Annotated in this window: 16 protein-coding genes and 1 other RNA gene; 12 read left to right on the top strand and 5 right to left on the bottom strand. The window is 41.8% G+C overall.

Going from position 1 to position 23281, the window contains the following annotated elements; translation table 11 throughout:
- The first annotated feature begins 36 nt into the window (after positions 1–36).
- The 6 genes from HMPREF3208_RS05260 (at position 37) to HMPREF3208_RS05235 (ending at position 7314) form a co-directional block, all read left to right on the top strand.
- On the top strand, positions 37–1707 hold the full coding sequence (locus HMPREF3208_RS05260; protein WP_064347548.1) for a tetratricopeptide repeat protein: 1671 nt from the start codon (positions 37–39) through the stop codon (positions 1705–1707).
- 145 nt (positions 1708–1852) lie between these two features.
- Positions 1853–2953: an HAD-IIA family hydrolase gene (locus HMPREF3208_RS05255; RefSeq protein WP_064347546.1), complete on the top strand. Its 1101-nt coding sequence runs from the start codon at positions 1853–1855 to the stop codon at positions 2951–2953.
- Positions 2950–3753, top strand: coding sequence for a TlyA family RNA methyltransferase (locus HMPREF3208_RS05250; protein WP_016637284.1), 804 nt, complete (start codon positions 2950–2952; stop codon positions 3751–3753). Before HMPREF3208_RS05255 ends, HMPREF3208_RS05250 begins: the two co-directional genes overlap by 4 nt.
- Before the next feature lie 87 nt (positions 3754–3840).
- Positions 3841–4773 (top strand): NAD kinase, encoded by a 933-nt coding sequence (locus HMPREF3208_RS05245; protein WP_064347543.1) that lies wholly within the window; start codon positions 3841–3843, stop codon positions 4771–4773.
- A gap of 56 nt (positions 4774–4829) precedes the next feature.
- On the top strand, positions 4830–6620 hold the full coding sequence (recN, locus tag HMPREF3208_RS05240) for a DNA repair protein RecN (protein ID WP_064347541.1): 1791 nt from the start codon (positions 4830–4832) through the stop codon (positions 6618–6620).
- Entirely contained in the window at positions 6607–7314 is a 708-nt protein-coding gene (locus HMPREF3208_RS05235) for an HAD family hydrolase (protein ID WP_064347538.1), read from the top strand. Before recN ends, HMPREF3208_RS05235 begins: the two co-directional genes overlap by 14 nt.
- A gap of 1 nt (position 7315) precedes the next feature.
- Here the strand turns inward: HMPREF3208_RS05235 and rnpB are convergent.
- An RNA gene (gene rnpB / locus HMPREF3208_RS05230) (RNase P RNA component class A) lies at positions 7316–7688 on the bottom strand.
- 209 nt (positions 7689–7897) lie between these two features.
- Between rnpB and hpf the strand changes: the two genes are divergently transcribed.
- Both hpf and secA read left to right on the top strand, forming a co-directional pair.
- Positions 7898–8572: a ribosome hibernation-promoting factor, HPF/YfiA family gene (hpf, locus tag HMPREF3208_RS05225; protein WP_064347536.1), complete on the top strand. Its 675-nt coding sequence runs from the start codon at positions 7898–7900 to the stop codon at positions 8570–8572.
- 171 nt (positions 8573–8743) lie between these two features.
- Complete coding sequence (secA, locus tag HMPREF3208_RS05220; protein WP_016637289.1) at positions 8744–11533, top strand: preprotein translocase subunit SecA; 2790 nt, start codon at positions 8744–8746, stop codon at positions 11531–11533.
- Positions 11534–11693: 160 nt separating this feature from the next.
- Here secA and HMPREF3208_RS05215 read toward each other — a convergent pair whose 3' ends face one another.
- Complete coding sequence (locus HMPREF3208_RS05215; RefSeq protein ID WP_016637291.1) at positions 11694–12359, bottom strand: hypothetical protein; 666 nt, start codon at positions 12357–12359, stop codon at positions 11694–11696.
- Positions 12360–12435: 76 nt separating this feature from the next.
- Between HMPREF3208_RS05215 and HMPREF3208_RS05210 the strand changes: the two genes are divergently transcribed.
- Positions 12436–13131 (top strand): lysophospholipid acyltransferase family protein, encoded by a 696-nt coding sequence (locus HMPREF3208_RS05210; RefSeq protein WP_064347595.1) that lies wholly within the window; start codon positions 12436–12438, stop codon positions 13129–13131.
- Positions 13132–13270: 139 nt separating this feature from the next.
- Here the strand turns inward: HMPREF3208_RS05210 and HMPREF3208_RS05205 are convergent, their stop codons facing one another.
- Both HMPREF3208_RS05205 and HMPREF3208_RS05200 read right to left on the bottom strand, forming a co-directional pair.
- Positions 13271–15664, bottom strand: coding sequence for a protein kinase domain-containing protein (locus HMPREF3208_RS05205; protein ID WP_064347534.1), 2394 nt, complete (start codon positions 15662–15664; stop codon positions 13271–13273).
- A gap of 96 nt (positions 15665–15760) precedes the next feature.
- Entirely contained in the window at positions 15761–16873 is a 1113-nt protein-coding gene (locus HMPREF3208_RS05200) for a polyprenyl synthetase family protein (RefSeq protein ID WP_032814475.1), read from the bottom strand.
- Between the two features lie 178 nt (positions 16874–17051).
- Between HMPREF3208_RS05200 and HMPREF3208_RS05195 the strand changes: the two genes are divergently transcribed.
- The 3 genes from HMPREF3208_RS05195 (at position 17052) to HMPREF3208_RS05185 (ending at position 21998) form a co-directional block, all read left to right on the top strand.
- Positions 17052–17951, top strand: coding sequence for a hypothetical protein (locus tag HMPREF3208_RS05195; protein WP_032814446.1), 900 nt, complete (start codon positions 17052–17054; stop codon positions 17949–17951).
- 97 nt (positions 17952–18048) lie between these two features.
- Positions 18049–19518, top strand: a complete 1470-nt coding sequence (locus HMPREF3208_RS05190) for an RNA polymerase sigma factor (RefSeq protein WP_064347533.1) — start codon at positions 18049–18051, stop codon at positions 19516–19518.
- A gap of 98 nt (positions 19519–19616) precedes the next feature.
- On the top strand, positions 19617–21998 hold the full coding sequence (locus tag HMPREF3208_RS05185; protein ID WP_032818735.1) for a DNA gyrase/topoisomerase IV subunit B: 2382 nt from the start codon (positions 19617–19619) through the stop codon (positions 21996–21998).
- A 131-nt stretch (positions 21999–22129) separates the two neighbouring features.
- Here the strand turns inward: HMPREF3208_RS05185 and HMPREF3208_RS05180 are convergent, their stop codons facing one another.
- Complete coding sequence (locus HMPREF3208_RS05180) at positions 22130–23239, bottom strand: type II TA system antitoxin MqsA family protein (RefSeq protein ID WP_016637297.1); 1110 nt, start codon at positions 23237–23239, stop codon at positions 22130–22132.
- Positions 23240–23281 lie beyond the last annotated feature (42 nt).

Here is a 23281-nt window from a genome sequence, read left to right as displayed (position 1 = left end):
TTAGGTAAATCGCAAATGAATGAGAGGTATGCCGGCATGGGCGAAGAGCACGAACACTCGCGGAGTGGTAAAAAGTCTTTTGGTGAACGTGGTGGATTTAACCATCGTAATGGTGCTAAAAGTGGTGAGCGTCGTGGTGGATTCCATAAGGATGGTTTCCATAAGAGTGGTTTTAAGAAAAGTGGATTCCGCCATCATGATGATGAGCGTGGTGAGTTTCGTTCTGGTGTAGGTCGTGATGGAGAGCGTCATTTCAATCGTCACAATGATCGTAGAGATGACTACAAGGAAAATCGACATGACGGTTATCGTAAAGACGGTTTTAAGAAAAGTGGATTCCGATCTGAGAACCGTGATGGAGAGCGCCGTTTTGATCGCAATCGTCGCTTTGATCGTCGTGATGACCGTCGTTCTAAAGACTTTGAGCGTGCTGGCGAAGAAGGTGGCAATCCACGTTACAAGAAGTTTGATGGTGAGCGTCGTTTTGACCACCGTGACAATCGTAATAATGATCGTCGTGATGACCGTCGCAATAATTCTCGCGGCGGTGAATTCCATAAGGACTTCCACAAAGGTGCTAAAGGTGGATTCCGCGACGATCGCAGAGATAATCACCGTGATGACCGTCGAGATGATGAGCGTCGTTTTGACCGTCACGATGCCCATAAAGATAATGATCGACGCACCAATTCGCATAATAGCTTCCGTTTTGACAACGGTCCTCGACGTAATTCTGATGGTACTGTTTCATATCCGTCACAAAATCCTTACACTGCACGTCGCCCAGGTGAGCCTAAGATGCCAAAAGGTTTGGAATGGGCAATGCTTTCTAAGGAAGATCGAGAACGCTTGCGCGGTTTATCTAAAGAGCATGCGGAAAATATTGGTCTTCATATTCTTGCAGCTTACGTACTTGAAGAAGAAAATCCTGATCTTGCTTTAGAACATGCAAAATGGGCAGCTAAGCAGGCTTCTCGCATTGATTTTGCTCGAGAAACGTTAGCATTTGTTTCTTATCGTCAAGGTGATTACAAGCTTGCTGCTAAAGAATTTCGCACTGCAATGCGCATGAACGGTTATCTTGATTATCTGCCGTTTATTGCAGACTGTGAACGTGGTATGAATAATCTTGACAAGGCTTTAGAAATTTGCATGTCTGATGATGCTAAATCCTTAAGAGGTGAAGTAAAAGCTGAAATGTTCCTCGTGTATGCGGGTGTTTTGGCTGATATGAACCATATTGATAAGGCCATTGATTTAGTTCATGCAATGGGTCGTTCCAAAGGTTTGCCAGGTGAATATCGTATGCGTGCTGTTCAGGCTGAGCAGTATTTCTTAGAAGAAGCCGGCAGAAGTGAAGATGCAGTTGAATTAGAGTCTTTGCTTGATAATCTTGAGCAGCAATACGCTGATGTTGACGATGAAGACATGAATCCAGATGATATCGTTATTGACTATGATTTGGAACATGTAAATGACGATATGATGGATGAAATCGGTGTTAGTGAAGATGACGCTCAATTTGCTCCTGAAGAAGATTCTGATAATTATGATGCTGAAGATGCAAATGATGCTGAAGATGCAATCAACGATATAGAAGATGAAGAATCTGAAGAAGATCATACAGATCAAAATGATGCTGATAATACTGACACCATCGAAATGAGTACAGTGAAATCAGACGAAAATCAGTCAGATGAACAGTAGTAAATAAATATTAACAAAATCAAGCGCCCGGCTGCTATTAAAGTATGCCGGGCACTTCTTACTTGTAATGAAACTATTAACAGTATTCTTATAATAATCTTGAATATAGTGAGCAAATATATAAACGTAAGTAAGGTGATTTGAAATGCAATCTAGTATGAGAACGAATTTTTCCTTAAGTGCGCTTCCATTAAGTGAAGCTTTTCACTTGTCACTACTTGATTTAGATGGCGTAGTGTATCGCGGAGGGAACGCGGTAGAGTATGCGGTTGAAGCAATAGAATGCGCACAAAAACACGGTATGTCTATTGAATACACGACTAATAATTCTTCTCGTTTTCAAGCTGTTGTAGCAAAACAGTTGGAAAGTTTTGGTCTTACTGTAGAACCTTGGCAGATTATTACGTCTTCCGTAGTAGCAGCTCGCATGGTTGCTCGACATGTTAAACATGGTGCGCGTGTGTTGGTACTTGGTGCAGAACATTTACGTGAAGAAGTTGAACGTGCTGGATTGCAGCCGGTAAACTCATGTGAAGAGAATCCAGATGCTGTAATTCAGGGTTGGTATCCGCAGATGACTTGGCAAGAAATGGCAGAAGTTGCTTTTGCAGTAGAACATGGAGCTCAATATTTTGTTACCAATCGTGATTTGACTATTCCTAGAGAACTTGGTATTGCTCCAGGTTGTGGTTCCATGATCCAAGCTGTTATTAATGCTACAGGCGTTGAACCGGTTGCATCTGCTGGAAAACCAGAATCTGCAATGTATGATGAAGCACGGTTTTTGGTTGCTGCAAATGCTCGCCATAGTGACTTTGAATCTCAAGAGTATACCGAAAAAGACGAATTTGGTAATCCTGTAATAAGTATTTCGCGCTCATTGGCAGTAGGGGATCGTTTAGACACTGATATTGAAGCTGGTACTCGGGGAGGGTATGCCTCTTTGCTGGTGCTTACGGGAGTAACTGATCCGCATATGCTTATGCTTGCGCCAAAGCATTTGCGTCCAAGTTTTGTATCGAAAGATTTGCGTGGATTAAATGAAACTCATAATATGCCGAAGCACATAGATGAGTGCACCTTTACATGTGGTAATGCAAAAGCTCAGCTCATTGAGAATTGTACTATCGAAGTCAATGATGCTAGCGATTGTGACGCTTTACGAGCTGCTTGCGCATTAGCATGGAGCTTACAAGATAGTGGTGAACTCATGGACAAGTATACGCTTCCGGAGTTTTCGTTATGAACTTCAATGAAGACTTAGTCAAATCTACTCATTCTTCTACTTCTCAACGTTTAGATTGTGTTCTCGTAAGTCGTGGTTTAGTAGCAAGTAGAACAACAGCGCAGCGTTTAATTCGCGCTGGTGCTGTAAGCGTCAATAATCGCATTGTCGTAAAATCATCATTGTTAGTAAATAATTTAGAAGAAATATGTATTGCGAAAACTAAAAATGCTGATTCCTGTCTTAACTATGTTTCTCGCGGTGCGCTTAAACTAAAAGGTGCTTTTGATGCGTTTTCTGCTTACGGACTGTCAACAAATGAATCAACTCAAGCATTAGATATTGGTGCTTCAACCGGAGGATTCTGCGATGTTCTTTTGCAACGAGGTGTTCAGTCAATTATTGCGCTCGATGTTGGGCATAATCAACTGCACCCCAAAATCGCGAATAATCCTCATATTATCGAGATGAGCGGTGTAAATATTCGTGACGTTTACCAGGAAGACATGCCGTACAAGCCAAATCTTATTGTTTCTGATGTCTCTTTCATTTCGCTTACGCTAGTTATTCCAGTAATCGCACGTATCGCAGCATCTCAAGCAGATGTTGTGTTACTTGTTAAACCACAATTTGAAGTCGGTAAAGGAAATCTTGGCAAAGGCGGAATTGTAACTGACGAAACTTTACGATTTAAGGCTTTAGAAACAGTAAAAGCTTGTGCTGAAGACCATAATTTAACGATTATTGCAACAGAAAAATCTCCAATAGAAGGCACTCACGGCAACGTAGAGTACTTACTGTACTCACGATTTGCTGCATAAGCATACAATGTAAGTAATTTTCGTAATATGTAGTGTAACACTTACAATAGTTACAGTTATACTTAAATGGTACGAAGGGGCTGTGCAATGTCGGAATGTTTCGCAAATGACACTGCTTCAAAGGTTCGACGCGCTCTTGTAGTGACTCATGCGAGACTTGATAGTAACAGTGCTGTAGTCAACCAAGTTACGTCGCAACTAACTCATGCAGGTTTTTTGGTTGACATTTTTCATAGTGCTGCCGTATCTGATTTTGCGCAACAGCCTGCTCGCATAGTTAATGAGCAAACGGAAATAGTTGTGGTACTTGGGGGAGACGGTACCATGCTTCAGGCTGCAGAATTAGTACATTGTATGCCTGTGCCAATTATTGGCATCAATTTAGGACATGTCGGCTTTCTAGCAGAATTTGAAAGCTTCCAAATCGACGAGGCGATTCGCAGAATTGCTAGCAAAGATTATTCTATTAATCACCGTATGGAAGCGCATGTAGACGTGTGGCTACCTGGCGCATCTGAACCTTTAAGCGATTGGGCGTTGAATGATATTACGCTTGATCGCGCAGACAGAGGTCGTATGGTAGAACTATCAATTCGCGTTGATGATGTAGAAATGTCATCGTTCGGCTGCGATGGCGTTATTGTATCAACGCCTACTGGTTCCACAGCGTATGCGTTTTCCGCAGGAGGACCAATTATGTGGCCAGATGTAGAAGCTCTACAATTAGTGCCATTAGCAGCTCATGCGCTCTTTGCAAGACCATTAATTATTGGTGCAGGTTCTACTTTTACTATTGATATTCTTGAGGAATCGTCGTCAGGCGGTTGGATTTGTTGCGATGGTAGACGACAGCGTGCACTTCCACAAGGATCGCGTATTCAAGTGCGACAATCTAAAGATGAATTATTGTTAGCGCGTCTTTCTGGAGCGCCATTCACTCAGCGTTTAGTTACAAAATTTGATTTACCGGTAGTAGGATGGCGCGAACAGCGAAATAGCAATGTATTGCGTCAGCAGTAGTTGACTGAATAAACGACAGTACTTTTAATGGCAGTAATACACAAGTGAGGTGTGGTGTGCTTGAAGAATTAGAATTACGTAATCTTGGTCCAATCGTGCATGCGCTTATTACACCTTCGGCGCATATGACTGCGATTACTGGCGAAACTGGTGCTGGAAAGTCAATGCTTCTTAGTGCTATAAAACTTATTTCTGGTGCAAAGGCAGATGTTGCGCGCATATCGCCAGACGCTAAAGAAGCATGGGTTCAAGGTGTATTTAGCGTACCAAAATCGAGTGAAGTGGCAACACTAGTTCATCAAGCTAATATCGAACTTGAATCCTCAGAAAATGATTGCACGAAATCAGATATGTATATTGCTAGAACAGTACCGCAAACGGGAAGATCTAGAGCGACGCTGTCAGGATTTGCAGTACCGAAAACACTGTTAGAAGAAATTTGTTCTCATATCATTACTATTCATGGGCAAAGTGATCAGTTGCGTATAGCAACAAGCGTAAAACAGCGTGAGCTCCTTGATGCTGTAGCAAATAATAGTGAATTATTGCAACAATATATGCAAGCTTATCGCCTTTGGATAAGCGCTCAGGAAACGTGTAATCGCCTAGCAAATCAAGCATCTTCAGCACGTCAACGTGCGGATTATCTTCGAGAATCTTTGGCGCGAATACGGGATGTAAATCCACAGCCGCATGAAGATGAAGAATTGCATTCGAGAAGAGATCGTATTGAGCACGCTGCTCAAATTATTCACGCAGTGAGCACAGCCTTATCGTCTCTTGACATGAGTCAGCTAGATTATAGTGCTTCATCATCATCTTTGGATGCAAGAGGACTTATCGATCAAGCTGCTCAAGCATTACGAAGCATTCGAGTTGATAATTCATTGAATCAAGTAGCTCAACAACTTGACGATATTCATGCGCAGCTTGACGATATAGTCATGCAACTTGCGCAACAACTCGATATTGATTCCAGTGATGAAGACTTAGATGCTTTAAATGCTAGGATCCATGATATTACTGAGCTGACGCGCAGATGGGGGCCTACTTTAGATGATGTTCTTGATTGGGCAGAAAAAGCACAATTTGAGCTTGAAGATTTGGATGATTCGCCAGAAGCTATTAAGCGTGCGCGCGAAACTTGCAACCAACGCTATGCTGAAGCTCTTGAGATTGCTCAACAATTGCATGATGTTCGCGTAAAAGCTGGCGAAAAACTCAGCAATGATGTGAGTGAAGAATTAGCTTCACTTGCAATGAGTGGAGCGCAATTACATGTTCAGGTGAATTCGCGTGAAGAGAGCGGTGGAGAAACTACGTGGCTTGATGCTCATGGCTTTGACGAAGTTGAGTTTTTGTTCCAACCTTTCCCATCTTCTCCTGATTTACCTATGGGTAAAAGTGCTTCTGGAGGCGAGCTTAGTAGGCTTATGCTCGCAATGGAACTTGTGGTTGCAAAGTTAAGTAAGCATGACAATGCAATGATGACATTTATTTTTGATGAAGTTGATGCTGGTGTAGGTGGTGTTGCTGCAGTAGAACTTGGTAAACGTTTAGCTCAACTTGCTCAACATGCGCAGGTTATTGTGGTTACCCATTTGCCTCAAGTTGCGTCGTTCGCGGATGTTCAGTTTGCCGTTCAAAAGAAAGCAGTTATGGGTAAAGTGATCGATGCGAATAGCGCGTGCATTCAAAGCGTAGCTACAACTGTTACCAAACTCGAAGGTGCTGTTCGGGAGCAAGAGATTGCGCGAATGCTTGCTGGTAGTGAATCGCAAACATCTTTAGAACATGCGCATGAGTTGCTTACAAACAGTAGGAAGATGCTAGATGGTCTTGCGTAATATTGCGTCGGTAAATGCTGACACTATACGTGCAGCAATTTTTGATTTTGATGGTACGTTACTTGATTCTCTCGGCGTATGGGATGATATTGACAAACGGAGTTTTGCAAAACGAGGCATGAGTGTCCCCTCAATTTTTGCAGATACTACTGCTGCTATGAATCCTCATCAAATCGCAGATTATGTTATTGAACATTGTGGGTTTACTGATTCTCCTGAAACTTTAATGCAAGAATGGTCAGATATGGCTTTTGATGCATATGCTCACCAGCTTCCTCTTAAAAAAGGAGCGTACGATTATGTGCATTATTTGCATGCCAACAAAGTAAAGCTACTGCTTGTAACAACACTTTCTCAACGTTTATGTTTGCCTGCTTTAACAAGAGTTGGTATTGCAGATTGTTTTGACTTTTTACAATGTGGGGAAGATTTACCAGAAGCCGGCAAACATAGTTCACGAATTTATCTTGATTTAGCAAGTCAATTTCATATTGCTCCGAATAATTTCGCAGTATTTGAAGATTCTCATGTCGCTTTACGCTCAGCGCAGCAAGCTGGGATGCAAACATATGGGGTAGTAGATGACATCAATGCTGAAATTAGTGAAGATTCGCCTTTGCAAAAGTGCGTGTCAATATTTTCAGATTTTGCATTTGCACCCAAAATTTTTAATGCGAATATTGCAAATAGTTGAGTTAGTGAGGTTTCACATACCCCGGGTTTTGTCGCATGTATGGATACATGCGGATGACCATCCATCTCGATTTGACGTTGCCGCCAAACTCTAGCAGTCTACCCGAAGACTTGGGCGAGCAACCCTTATCGTCTTCTGCTTGACCTTGCTCCCAATGAGGCTTGCCATGCGACTAACTGTTACCAGAAGTCCGGTGGTCTCTTACACCGCCGTTTCACCCTTACCTGAACGAAACGTTCAGGCGGTCTATTCTCTGCTGCGCTATCTCTCAGGTCGCCCTGGGCGGACGTTATCCGCCATTGTGCTCTGTGGAGCCCGGAAGTTCCTCAGTCACTCCGAATGAACATTGTGACCGCGGTCATCGTGAAACCTCAACCTTCCTGATTATAGCAGATATTCTTCATTTCGTAAAAAATTCGTTGTTATGCGAAAAATTTTGTAATAAATATGAATTTTTTTATTTAAATTTGATAAGTTGCTAGGTTCTTATTGCTTTAGCGGATATAATAGAACTACCGACGGCATCGTGGCAGTCGGATGATACAAATCGAACTTAGTTCGAGTCTATACGGGGAGGTTTCGCATGGAAATCGTCATTACTGGTCGTCATACGCAAATTAATCAAAGGTTCCGTGACGTTGTAGAAAGTAAGATGAATCGTGTGACCGCCATTGCACCTGATGCGCAACGTGTGCAAATTGTGTTGACGCATGAAGGTAATCCAAGGCAGGCAGATACTGCAAAACGTGTTGAAATTACGGTTGTTGCTGGAAGTACGGTAATTCGTGCAGAAGCTTCTAGCACAGATCAATATAGTGCTTTGGATATGGCACTTGATAAGTTAACACTTCGCTTGCGTCGTACACGTGATCGCCGCAAGGATCATCGCCGTGGCTATAGTGAGATGGTTCCGGTAGATATGGGTGTTGTGGAGCCAGAAGTAGAAACCACTGTTGAGGAACCAGAAGAAGCTGAATCTAATAGTGCCGATGCTGCTGTTGCTTCAGATCTTGGTCCAGGTGAATCTGTGGAAGTAAGTGTTGGTGACACGCCTATTGTGATTCGCCGTAAGTTGCATATTGCAGAACCAATGAGTATTGATGAGGCTTTATACGAGATGGAGCTTATTGGTCACGATTTCTTCTTGTTTGTCAATAAAGAAACTATGCGACCATCGGTTGTATATCGTAGGCATGGTTGGAGTTATGGCGTGTTTGAGATTGATACTCCTGAAAATGTCGCCAAAAAAAGTAAATAAAATTAAAGTTATAGAATGAAGTATATGCCCGTCTGGCGTAATGTCAGGCGGGCGTTTTTGAGATTTCAGACTCGCGTGCTTACAAAAATCGCAGCCGTCGCGTAATATAGGCACAGTTTACGTCTATGTTGGCTAGGCCGTCGTCATAGACATGACCTAAGGGAGCAAAACGTGGTAGATATCGTCGATAAAGCCTTGCGTATGGGTGAAGGTCGTCAATTAAAGCGCCTTGAGAACGTAGCCAAGGCTGTGAATGCGCTGGAAGATGAAATTTCCGCGCTTTCCGATGAAGAATTGAAGGGTCAAACTGCTAAATTCAAGCAGCGTTTAGACAATGGTGCAAAGCTTGATGATTTGATGCCTGAAGCTTTCGCTACTGTGCGAGAGGTTTCAAAGCGTACGCTTGGCCAGCGTCATTTCGATGTGCAGCTTATGGGTGGTGCTGCGTTGCATTGGGGCAATATTGCAGAAATGAAGACTGGTGAAGGTAAAACATTGGTTGCGACTTTGCCAAGTTATTTGAACGCTTTGGAAGGCAAAGGCGTACATGTTGTTACAGTCAACGATTACCTCGCCAGCTACCAGAGCGAGCTTATGGGTCGTATTTATAGATTCCTTGGTATGAGCGTTGGATGTATTATTACTGATCAGCAGTCGCCAGAACGCCGTAAGCAATACAATGCTGATATTACATACGGCACTAATAATGAGTTTGGTTTCGACTATCTGCGCGATAATATGGCTTGGGAAAAGAGTGAACTCGTACAAAGAGGTCATCATTACGCCATCGTCGATGAGGTTGATTCCATTCTTATTGATGAGGCTCGTACACCGTTGATTATTTCTGGCCCAGCAGAAGGCGATGTTACTCACTGGTATCGTGAATTCGCAAAGTTGGTTTTGAAGCTTACTCGTGATGTTGATTATGAGATCGACGAGAAGAGGAAGACTGCTGGTATTCTCGATGCTGGTATTGCTAAAATTGAGGATTACTTAGGCATTGATAACTTGTATGAGCCAGCAAATACTGCTCTTATTGGCTATCTGAACAATGCTTTGAAGGCTAAGGAACTTTTCCTTCTTGATCGTGATTATGTTGTTACTAACGGTGAAGTCTTAATTGTTGATGAGCATACTGGTCGTGTGCTCCCAGGACGTCGTTATAGTGAAGGTTTGCATCAAGCTATTGAAGCTAAGGAAAATGTGGAAGTAAAAGCTGAGAATCAAACTTTTGCTACTATTACGTTGCAAAACTACTTCCGTATGTATGACAAGCTTGCAGGTATGACTGGTACTGCAGAAACTGAAGCCGCAGAATTTATGGGTACTTATAAGCTTGGTGTTTTGCCAATTCCTTCTAACCGTCCAGTTATTCGTAAAGATAAGGATGATTTAATCTTCCGTACTAAGAAGGAAAAGCTTACTGCTATCGTGCGCGATGTTGCTGAGCGTCACGCAAAGGGTCAGCCAGTATTACTCGGTACTGCTTCTGTTGAATCTTCGGAGATTCTTTCTTCATTGCTTGATGTCGCTCGTATTCCTCATCAAGTTTTGAACGCTAAGCAGAACGCTAAGGAAGCTGGTGTGGTTGCTGTTGCAGGTCGTAAGGGTGCTGTGACTGTTGCTACTAATATGGCCGGTCGAGGTACTGATATTATGCTCGGCGGTAACGTTGAATTCTTAGCTGATGCAAAATTGAAAGCTGAAGGATATTCTCCAGACGATACCCCTGAAGAGTATGAGAAGCGTTGGCCAGGAGTCTTAGCTGAAGTTAAAGAACAAGTTAAAGATGAGCATGAAGAAGTAAAGATGCTCGGCGGCTTGTATGTGCTTGGTACTGAGCGTCATGAGTCACGTCGTATTGACAATCAGTTGCGTGGTCGTTCTGGACGTCAGGGCGATCCAGGTGAGTCTCGCTTCTATTTGAGCTTGGAAGATGATTTGATGCGTTTGTTTAACACGCAGCTTGTGGCTCGTGTTATGGCAAAAGGATTGCCAGAAGGTGAGCCAATCGAATCTAAGTATGTTTCTAACGGTGTTCGTACAGCACAGAAGACTGTTGAAGCGCGCAATTTTGAAATGCGTAAGAATGTGTTGAAATACGACGACGTTATGAATAAGCAGCGTACTGTTATTTATTCTGAACGTCAAATGGTTCTTAAGGGTGAAGACATTCATGAAGATATTTTGAAGTTCATGAGTGATACTGCTGAGAGTTATGTGCGCGGCGCAATGAACGGTTCGGATAAGCCAGCAAACTGGGATTTGGAGGGCTTGCATAAGGCACTTAACATGGTGATGCCAGTTGCGCTTGATTGGGATGAAGTTCACAAGACTATTGACAATCTTAAGGGCGAGAAAGCTGTTATTGCTTTGCGTGATTTGATTCTTGAAAGCGCAAAGTTAATTTATGGTTTGCTTGAAGCTGGCATCGGAAGTGACTCATTGCGTCAGATTGAACGTCGAGTCGTATTAGCTGTGCTTGATCGTAAGTGGCGAGAACACCTTTATGAGATGGACTACTTGAAGGATGGTATTGGCCTTCGTGGTATGGGTCAGCGCGATCCTCTGGTTGAATATCAGCGTGAAGGTTATCAGATGTACAATTCCATGATTGAAGCAATCAAGGAAGAAACTGTTCAGTTGCTCTTCCATATGGATGTTAATCAGGTTGCTTCAACTGATGATTCCGATGCTGCTATGGATGAGGATATTGCTCAAGTTTCTGCCACAGTGGATGCTGAAGAAGAGTCAGCAGGTATTGTTGGCCCTGCTCCTTTGAGCCATGCTGAAGGTGAAGTTCCGTTAAGCATGCGTCCGAAGAATGAAGAGTGGAAGACACCATGGTCTGATGGTCGTACTTTCCCTGGTACGAATAAAAATGATGAGTGCCCATGTGGTTCTGGTCGAAAGTACAAGCTTTGCCATGGTCAGAATGAGCCTAATAGTGAAGTTGAATAAATAAGAATAGGTGTTAGCTGAGCTTTATATGAGGAGTTCTGTTGACACCTACTTCGTGCTAAGAGTACCGAATAGAAGGCTGATGCATCGAAATGTATCAGCCTTCTATTGTTTAAAATTATGGAAAAATAGAACAGAAATAAATCATATAGCAGAGCGATTATACTCGCGCTCCATCACCATAATCAGTGTAATCTTCATGGTAAAGATCATGTTTTTTACGTCGCATAAGTAACCCTGCACCGCCAAGAAGAATAAGTAACCCGCTTGCGATGCCTATGATACTCGCTAATAATGGTAAGAAAGCGCAAAGAATAACGCCAACAATACCAGCAACAAACATCAGCCAAAGTAGTACTGTAATGAGTGAAACATTGTCAAAGTGAGGATTTGGTGGTACAAAATCCTCACCATAATCTTCCATAGTATTATCTAAATCCAACCAACTGCTGCGAATATTATCACGCGGCCCATGAGGGGTAACGAACTGAATATGTGAATCTTGCATACGTTGAGGAATAATATACGATTTTTGACTGCTTAAATTTTTAAGCGAAAAATTATTTTTTGGCGCATTGTTAGTATGTTCATAAGCTGATCTAACAGCAGTCTCGCGCTTTTCTTGCTCTTTTAACTCTTTTTGCACATGTTTTTCAAAACTTTTCGCAATACGCGAGCGTAAAACATCATTTAAATCATCAGCATATTCTGACATAAAAGCTGACCAATCATGATCTAAATCAGCGTCAATGTTATGATGCTCGTGTTGATGCGACGCAGGCTCGTCCTCACGGCGAGGGGCGTTGGTATTCTTAGAAGAAGTCATGAACTATACTGTAGCAAGTCTGCCTGATAGTTTGCACGCGGAAGTTGCGAAAATAGGCGTTACAGAAAGGAATCGTATGTTGTATTGGTTCTTCGTGAAGGGACTTGGGGGTATTGCCCGCATGAGGATTCATCCATCAGCACAAGGTGTTCAAAATATTCCTAAAGAAGGTGGCGCTATTATTGCAGCAAATCATCTTGCTGTTATAGATGATGCGCTTTTGCCTTTGACATGCCCTCGAATGATTCACTTTATGGGTAAAGCAGAATATTTTGAAGGCAAAGGTTTAAAAGGGCGTTTTAAAAAATGGTGGTTTACTTCTGTTGGAGTATTCCCAGTAGATCGTTCTGGCGGTTCTAAGTCACTCGGCGCTTTGAACCATGCTCGAGAAATATTGGAAAAAGGGCAACTTTTTGGTATTCATATCGAAGGAACGAGAAGCCCTGATGGTCGTTTATATCGTGGTCATACTGGCGCTGCGCGACTTGCTCTTGAAACTGGTTGCCCAATTATTCCCGTGGCTATTATTGGCACAAGAGAGCTACAAGTTCAAGGACAAATTATTCCAGCAAAAGGAAAAACGCAAGCTATTTATGGAGAACCCATTTACGTTGAGCGTGTTCATGATTCTAGTGAAATTACGCATGAGCGTTTACGAGAAATTACTGATCAGGTAACCCAAGCAATTAAGCATATGAGCGGTCAAGAATACGTTGATGAGTATGCGCAAATTGTCAAAGAACGCATGCGTCAAGAGCGTCAAAAAAATTAAACATAACACAATAATGCTATTGGTTACTACTTGAGTTGTTCATGTAGTAACATTGATATGCATGTTGCTCCATAGTCTACAGTGGCGGAAGCTATAATGATTCCGCCACTGTATTTCACGAGCTTGTTGAAAAGAATTATTAAATTACAGTAAGCGTGATAGTTGAAGGATTACCATGTGAATCCTTCAAAGGTATCTCACTGCCAGCACCAGGAGATTGGAAGCGCACTACGTGCATATAGTCGCCGAGTGGTGCAGATACTCGTACTTGCAGTCCAAGAGCTTCAAGAATCTTACGAGCTTCAGTAGTATTTTTCCCACACACATTTGGTAAAGTGACTGTTTTTGGTCCTTTAGAAACAGTTACTTTCACGCTATCTCCCCAATGTAATTGGGTTCCGGCGTCAACAGACGAACGGATAATCTTACCTTTTTCCACAGTATCGCTATTTTCTTCATCGTAGGTAACATCGAGTTTAATATCTCGAAGAGCGGTATCAGCTTCAGCCTTAGTACGATGAACAATATCCGGCATTTGCACAGGCATAGGACCTTTAGAAAGTAGTATGCTCACTTCCTCATTATGGTTCATTCGAGTGCCAGGCTTTGGATTAATATCAATAACACTACCAGCTGGCACTTCAAGAGAATACACGTCTGATGATGCATGATGCACAATATGAGTGAATCCAGCTTTATGGAGTGCTTGCAATGGTTTTTTGCCGTTACTAGTCTTTGCGTCTGCAATATCGTCCGGAATAGTAGCTTTACGAATACCTAGCGATAGTACAACATGAAGACGGTTATTGCTATGCTTAGCAATATGCCCGCCGACAATATCTGGATCAGTAGTCAGTATTTTACCAGCAGGAATGGTGTCACTATAGTCTTGTGATACATCATAAGGAATTCCAGCTACTTTTAGTGTGCGTTCATATTGTTTCCAATTAACATCAGTAATCTTGCAAATATGTTGTTTTGCGCATTGGAGATCATCAGGTTTTGGTAACGACCAATAGCTACCAGGGCCGAGTAAATACCAGAAACTTCCAATAGCAGCGAGTGCTAATACGCCAAAGCTGCAGCATCCTGCGATAATGAATGCTCGTTTATGCGAAGAATGTGAAGATTTTTTGCTTGGCTTATTATCAGAAACAGGCGATTTTAGTGATGATGTATCATGCTGATTATTGTTAAAATTGTGCGCATTGATAGCTATTGTCGGCATATTGCTATCATCAAACTCTGACAGTGGATTATCTTGGGTGTCATTAACGGCGCTCTTTGGATCTACAGGAGACCATGGCATAGCTTGTGTTTTTTGTTGAAGCGTATCAACAGCAAAATCGTCATTTAATAAAACAGTATTGTTCATGCTGTCGTTACGAGTTTCATTATCAGAAATCCTATTGTTAGCTGTTTCTTTTAATGTACTCACATTTTCAACATGGGGTATCGCAAGAGTTTCATCGTGAAAAGATTCATCTACAAAATCAGTATTATGTTGTGTAGCATAGTCAGGTGCAGTATGTATTGCTTGTGTCATATCTGCATCATGTGTAGCGTTCTCCTGCTTGTCATAATTTAGTGCGGATGGTGCGCGCAAATTATTGAGTGGAGTTTCACTAAATATATTCTGATCGTTATGTTGTTCGTCTAACTTGTACTGCCAGTCTTCAGTGCTTAATTGCATTGAAAGAGCACGTAATTGTGTCAACGCTTCGCTTGCATTCTGCGGACGCTCATTCATATTGCGTGCAGTAAGTTTTGCTATAAATTGCGCTACTTTTTCGTTGATACCTGGGCAAGCTGTACTTATCGAAGGAGTATTTTCATGCACATGCTTAAAAACAAGCGTTACTGGATTATCGGCTACAAAAGGTACTTTTCCTGCTAACATTTCCCAAGACATCATGCCGGCAGAGTACAAGTCACCTTGCGGCGTTGCTAGATTATGCTCAATGAGTTCAGGAGCAAGATATGCTGCAGTTCCAAGCAGTAATCCTGTAGACGAAAGTGTTGCTTGAGAAATTGCGCGAGCTAAACCAAAATCAGTAATTTGCACATGACCGCGGTCATTAATTAAAATATTTTCCGGCTTAATATCGCGGTGTACAACGCCAGCTTGATGCGCCGAAGCAAGCCCATCTAATGTTTCCGCTAATAAACGCAACGTATCGCGTACACTAAATGTACCTTGCATATTCATTTCGTAACGCAAATTAACGCCATGAACATACTCCATCACAAGGTAATCAAGACCTTCATATTCGCCCGTATCATAAACCTGCACAATATGGGGGTTAGCTATTGCTGCGGCAGAAGTTGCTTCTTGGCGGAATCTTGCAACGAACTGTTCGCGGTGCACTCCTTGAGCGAGCTGAGTATGCATGATTTTAATAGCTACAGTACGATTAAGACGCTCATCTTGCGCTTGATAGACAGTTGCCATACCGCCTTGAGCTATTTTGCGCACAATGCGATAGCGATTTTCAATGCACATGCCTAGCTGCACCTGTGTAGCTTCATCCATTGTCACAATCCTTACACGCGTAAAACCCTACTTGCCGCTTATGAGTGTACAAGCAACATAACAAAGAAAGATAGTTTTTGAGCGCTCTTTCATATTCTATTGTACATTACGCCATGCTTCAGGTATAAAGCGTTGGCTTATAGTATGTAAAATAGTTTTCCCATTGCTGTTTAGTGAACTAGCATCAATAGCATTTTGTGATTGTTTCCAAAGATTCATAATGCGTTGTTGAGAACGTTCAATTGCTCCAGAAGTATGGTAAATCTGTATAATACGTTGTACGTCATCTTCGCTGCGACTGTCGCTGGTATAAGCCTCTAGTAGTATATCTTGTTCATGCTTGTTACTGTGCTGTAGTGCGTCGGCAAGTAGTACTGCACGTTTGCCTTCACGAATATCGCCGCCAATAGGTTTACCAGTGTGCTTACTGTCGGAAACAATATCGAGCAAATCGTCTGCAAGCTGAAAAGCAATACCAAGAGGATCGCCAATATTGTGAGCAAGTTGATATGCTTCATGTGGTTCCATGGATGCTGCAAGAAGACCAAGCGTAAGCGGAGCAATAGTAGTATAACTTGCTGTTTTCCAACGGAACACATTTAAGGAAGATTCAGCAAGTTTTACGGGATCATCCAATTGCATCATTTCAATCGATAAATCTAACACTTGACCAATGCCAACGTTACGTTGCATAGATGCGAAAGCTGCTAATAACTCCTCATCATAAGCAAAATGCTTCGCAGCTCCGCGAGTAATATCAAAACTTTCCGTAGCGAGCAAGTCTCCGAGCATAAGACCAAGACCAGTTCCAATGTGTCGATTACTGCATGCACTGCTTAAAGCATAGTGTGCGCTCGGCTTACCGCGTCGCAAAGCAGATTCATCAATAATGTCATCATGAATTAATGCTGCGGTTTGGAATATTTCCAAAGCACACGCAATATCAAATATTGCTTGTTCCTGATTTTTTTGAATGGTATTTCCATCAGCTAGCGATTGGAATGCTGCGAGCATGAGTAATGCTCGGAGCCGTTTGCCGCCTTCGCTTGAGACAATAGCCTGCCGTATGACTTGTTGTAGCGTATGTGCACATGTTGAAGAAAGATGGTTATTTATGTTTACGTGCGTTTGAAATTGTTGAGAAATTAAAGACGCAATGCGTAATTCAATATCTTTGAGAGTGCAACTGCTATCTACGAATGTGCTCATAATATGAAAGTTATCCACAGGGCTGAACATTACAAAACGCAGTGATTCATACATTTTGCGACCTTTTCACCGCAGGAATCTTTTTCTATTGCATGCTTATGTGCATCTTGAGAAACTAGCATCATCAAGTTACCTGCTTGATGCAACTTATAAGCATGTCTATAGGGAGGAAATTGATATGGCAATAGCAAATGTTGATGTAAAAGATCAAGTACCACATAAATGTGTCGATGATTTTGATATTCAGGGTCTTATGAAAATTTATGGAGAAAGTGCTCATTCTTTTAATGGTTGTTTAGATTTTGTTGGTTTAGAAGATTTTAATGGGTTTGCGGGGAAAGAAATCTCGGATATTAAGGGGAAGATATATCCCTCAAAAGAATGTTGTTATTTTATGACATTCCCCAAAGAGTATATAGGTCTTCATTGTAGTCGTCATGAACAATGGATTGAAGGCTTACAATATTGGGTTCCTGTGGCAGCTGATGGTTTTCTTGAACATGTTACTGAATATGGTAAGCAATGCACTATTAATAATCTTGCTATTACAGCTCTTGGACGTTGGTACAACATGTTCTCAAACGATGGGAATCTTCTTGGTTCTGATTTCATAGCATTGCCTATGGCTATGTTGCATAACATCAATGTGCGAGACGCGATGCTTATTACTATTTTGGATGAAAACCAAGAATGGTATGATGAAAAAACCTTGGTAGATTTTGCATTTTGTCCACATACTCCAGAAATATCTCGTAATTTAAGGCATTGTTTGGAAGCTAAGTTTGCTCAGACAACTAAAAAACCAGATGTATCACGGGCAGTACATGCTTGCAAAGTATTGCAAGCTATGGCACTTGTGACACACAGTATCCCAGAGTTGACTGTGCAAATTTACGCGTTATTAGCTTATATTAGTTGGTGGTTCCATTTGGGAGATGTACAGCATTATACTCATCGTGCATTAAGTATTGATCCTGATTGTTCTATGGCAAAAATTGTTCTTGGCGCCGATGAACATCACCTTGAACCTGCATGGTGTGAGTGTTACGCCACGCCGCAAAATAGGAAGAGGGAATAATCGTCTTGCTTAAATGGTTTACTACTTAAGGTAAGACTTGCCCTTGCGTGAACTATGCCTATTTGCGCCACAAGGGGATACTACAGGAGGAAACAGTTTGACGAGCGAAGTTGAATCATTTGTCGATCAGCATGAAGCACAAGAAAATAAGAAACCTGTAAAAACTCGTAAAACAGCTACAACTAAGAAGGGTGCAACTCGAGCTTCGTCACCTGCTAGCAAGACGCGTAGTTCTCGTTTGAAAAAAGAAGAAAATCAGATTGATACTGAAACTAAGTCATCAGAGGTTGAACAAGATGAGCAGAAAGATAACATGGTTGCGCAATCTCGCACGTCATTATCTTTCGACGATGATTCATTAGATGATGCTCATCTTGACGATGAAGACGAGCAAATGAATTTGGATGATTTGGAAGATATTCAGCCAGAAGATATTACTGACGTTGATGATCTTAGTGATGTTGTTGATGATGATGTTGCCGATCTTGATGATGAACCAGATGATCTTGACGATATTGATGAGCATGATGAGCATAAGCATGATGTTCCTCAAGTTCCACAAGCTAAAGGCGCTTTTATTGTTCGCGATGATGACGACGACGATAATCTGACTCCATCTGGCAACCCAAAGCGACGCGTTATTGCTACTGGTGCTACTGCTGATCCTGTGAAGGATTATTTGAAGCAGATAGGCCGCGTAAGCTTGTTAAACGCAGAGCAGGAAGTTGATTTGTCTGAGCGCATTGAGGCTGGCTTGTATGCTCAGCATTTGCTTGATACACAAATTGACCAAATGGAGTTTAAGCGTAAGCGTGAGCTTAAGTGGGCTGCAGCAGATGGAAAGAAAGCTAAAGATCATCTTCTTGAAGCAAACTTGCGTCTTGTTGTTTCTCTTGCTAAGCGTTACACGGGTAGAGGCATGCTTTTCCTTGATTTGATTCAGGAAGGTAACCTTGGTTTAATTCGTGCAGTTGAAAAGTTCGATTGGAAGAAGGGCTTTAAGTTCTCGACCTACGCAACTTGGTGGATTCGTCAGGCTATTACTCGTGCTATGGCAGATCAGGCTCGTACAATTCGAGTTCCAGTGCATATGGTTGAAGTAATTAATAAGCTTTCTAGGGTTCAGCGCCAGATGCTTCAAGATTTAGGTCGTGAACCTACGCCAGATGAGCTTGCTCGCGAACTTGATATGCCTGTAGAAAAAGTGCAGGAAGTGCAAAAGTATGGCCGTGAACCTATTTCTTTGCATACGCCACTTGGTGAAGATGGTGACTCTGAATTTGGTGATTTAATTGAAGATACCGATGCAATTGCACCATCTGATGCTGTTGCGTTCTCGCTCCTTCAAGAACAGTTTAGGCAAGTTTTGGAAACTTTGGCCCCTAGAGAGGCTGGAGTTATTAAGATGCGCTATGGCTTGGAAGATGGTCAGCCAAAGACTTTAGACGATATTGGCCGCGTTTACGGTGTTACTCGTGAACGTATTCGTCAAATTGAGTCAAAAACCATGTCTAAATTACGTCATCCTTCACGTTCGCAAACGTTACGTGACTTCTTAGATCAGTGATTGCACAATATTAGCGTACTTAAAAAAGTGTCGTATTATTGCTGGTAGTAGTGCGGCACTTGTTGCATGTTCTCAGAAGTTTGCTACAAGGGGTAGAAGTGGTCTCTCATAAAGAGCAAGAACAGTATGATGCTGATAGTTTGACTGTGTTAGAGGGCTTGGATGCTGTGCGTAAGCGTCCTGGAATGTATATTGGCACTACTGACAGTCAAGGTTTGATGCATTGCCTTTGGGAGATTATTGATAATGCGGTTGACGAGGCTTTAGCTGGTGCCTGTGACCATATTATTGTTACTCTTCACGATGATGGTTCTATTGAAGTTGCAGATAACGGTCGTGGTATACCAGTAGACGTTGAGCCTAAGACGAAACTTACTGGCGTCGAAGTTGTTTTAACTAAGCTTCACGCTGGAGCTAAGTTTGGTAACGCTTCTTATAATGCTGCTGGCGGTTTGCATGGTGTTGGTTCCTCTGTTGTAAACGCTTTAAGTTTACGCTTGGATGTTGAAGTTGACAGAGATGGTAAAACGCATCATATGGCATTCCATCAAGGACACCCTGGTGTATATACTGACGTGGATCCATTGCATCCGTCTCCAGCATCACCTTTTAAGCGCACGCGTAAGAATAAGCCTACTGAGCTGGAAATTATTGGCACGGTTTCTCCAAAAACTACAGGTACGCGCGTACGGTATTGGGCTGATCCAGAAATTTTCAATACAACTGCGCATTTTAGTTACGAGCAGCTTATTGCTCGCGTTCGTCAAACAAGTTTCCTGGTTCCAGGCTTAAAAATTACTGTTATTGACGAGCATGTGCCTGAAGGTGAATTATCTAATATTGAAGAAATTGATACGCCGGAAGACAATGTTATATCAGGTAATCTTATTGATAACAGCTATGAAAATAGTGAAAAATCTGAGGCTGACTTAAAGACTGAATTAGAATCTGATGATGAGACTTATAGTGATTCTGACAGTGAAGTAGAAGATGAGATTGAGGATATCGCGACTGAAAATGCTGAATCTGAAGCATCAGCTGCACAATCTGTTATAAATGTTGCATCTGCTAACTCAATGCAAAATAAACATCATCCTCGTGTTGTTGAATTTTTGCATAATGGTGGCGTCAAAGATTTCGTTGATTTTCTTTCAAAGGGTGAAGCTGTTTCTGACATCTGGCGTATTTCTGGCGAAGATACATACGTTGAAGAAACTCAAGCGGTTGATGCTTCGGGTGAATTACATGCTCAGCAAGTGACTCGTACATGTGGAGTGGATATTGCTTTGCGCTGGGTAAACGGTTACGATTCTAACATTATTAGTTTCGTAAACGTGGTTGAAACTCCAGGCGGAGGTATGCATGTAGATGGCTTCTTGCAGGGTATTACTAAGCAAATACGAAAAGCAGTTGAGGATAACGCGCGCAAGCTAAAAGTAAATCTTAAAGATGCTAATACGAAAATTGAACGCGATGACATTATGGCAGGTCTTGTTGCTGTTATAACTGTTCGCATTGCTGAACCTCAATTCCAAGGTCAAACTAAGGATGTTCTTGGGACTGCTCAAGTTAAGCCGATTGTTACAAAAATGACGGACTCTCAATTTGGAGAGATGATTAGCGGATCTAAGCGAGGATTCAAAGAGCAGTCTGCTAGAGTTTTGGAAAAAATAGTTTCCGAAATGCATGCGCGTATTCAGGCGCGTAAAACTAAGGAAGTTACTCGCAGAAAGAACGCTCTTGAGTCTGCTTCTATGCCGCCAAAACTTTCTGACTGCCAGCCTGGAAACGACGATGTTGCAGAACTCTTCATCGTCGAGGGTGATTCTGCACTTGGTACTGCAAAAGCTGCTCGAAATTCTGCTTTCCAAGCGCTTCTTCCTATTCGCGGTAAGATTTTGAACGTGCAAAAAGCAAGTCTTGCGCAAATGCTTTCCAATAAAGAGTGCGCTGCAATTATTCAGGTTGTTGGAGCAGGATCTGGCGCAAGTTTCGATATTTCGCAAGCGCGTTATAACAAGATTGTTATGATGACCGATGCAGATGTTGACGGCGCGCACATTCGTATTTTGCTGCTAACGTTGTTCTATCGTTATATGCGTCCGCTTATTGAGCATGGTCATGTGTATGCTGCAGTGCCTCCGCTTCACAGAATTGCACTCACTGGAAAGCGCAAGGGCGAGTATATTTACACGTATTCCGACGATGAATTGGCTGGAAAGCTCAACGATTTGCAAGCTAAGGGCATTGATTTTAACAGTGATATTCAGCGATATAAGGGCTTGGGTGAGATGGATGCGGATCAGCTTGCAGATACAACCATGGATCCTAGAACTCGTATGCTTCGAAGGATTCGTATGGAAGATGCTCAGCAAGCGAGTGAAGTATTCGATTTGCTGATGGGCGATGATGTTCCTCCGCGCAAGCAGTTTATTGTTGATAATGCGGACGACTTTGATCGTTCCAAAATCGATACCTGATTTTGTTATATAAACACTTTGTTGATAAGTGAAACTGAATTATCAATTACGCGTAAATTACTTACACAAAATCCTCCTGTCTAGTGAATTGCTGCAGGAGGATTTTTATGTAACACAGTTATTTAGTTAGTTTATTTACTAGAAAACATGTCTTTTGCATACTGGTGAATGTCATCTGGATTTATCATATTGTATTTTTCTTTTATTTTCGTAAAGTATTCGCCGATCATATTTTTGCTGATTATTTTATCTGATGAATCATCAGCTTTTAGATTGCCGCGAGTAAGTATCCAAGGCTCCTCATGATGCGTAAATCGTTCAAGCTCTTTACCGCTGTAGCAGCAAAGATTATCAATCACACTATCGCATACTGCTTTTTCGGTAGCGGATAGTGTAGTTGTTAGTTCTGCTGTAAGTCTCGTGATTTCGCTTTTTTGATCGTATTTGTAATCAGCTAATTTTCCTGATGATTTAATTCCTGATATTTCTGTTGTTGAGGAATCGATTGGTGTAAAAGTGTAGTCTTTATAGCGTAAATAGACGTCTTTGTACACAGGTCCATGAACCCATGCTTGACAATCATCGGTAAATAAGAACGATTTATAGAACGCAAAGTAAAAACCTTGTATATAGTACAATGATTTTTGCAAAGCAAGGGGAGTAATGTCCTCGCATTTTACGAGCAAGTATTGTATTACATCGTTTATTTTGTTGCTTGAATCTGTGTTAATAAAGTCGTTATTGCTTGAAGAATTGTTGGACTTAAGCAATAGTTTTTGAGTTGCCTTGTAGCTTTTTTCGTAGCTAAGCGCGGATTTCAGATTATTCTTATTGCTGATTAATAATTGCAAGTAATATTCCGGGTTATTATAAATGCGTTGCAAAATGTCAGAATATTGTTTTGAGGGAATGTCTCCGTCTGTAAATCTAGAAAACGTTTGTTCACCCCAACCGAGCAGTAGTGATAGTGGTCGCTTACCTATTGCGTATTTAGCAGGTATTTCGTTGATTTCATCAAGCGGAATAATATTGTTTTCTTTACGATACTCGTCATACAATGCTCTAAGATTCGCGTCGATAATTTCTGGTACATATACGTCAGAACCGCATTCTTTACAGTGTGCTTCTGTGCCAGGGTAGGAATATTGTTTTCCTTTAATAGATGCAGTCATTGGAACGGATTTTGTTGAGTACTCAACATCATTCCTGCATTCTTCGCAAAATGTTTTATTATCTTTCATTATGAGCCTTTTGTTGAGAATTAGCAGATTTATTATTTTTGA

This window comes from Gardnerella vaginalis (assembly GCF_001546485.1).
Lineage (GTDB): Bacteria > Actinomycetota > Actinomycetes > Actinomycetales > Bifidobacteriaceae > Bifidobacterium > Bifidobacterium vaginale_D.
This window is presented reverse-complemented; position numbering and strand designations above follow the sequence as displayed.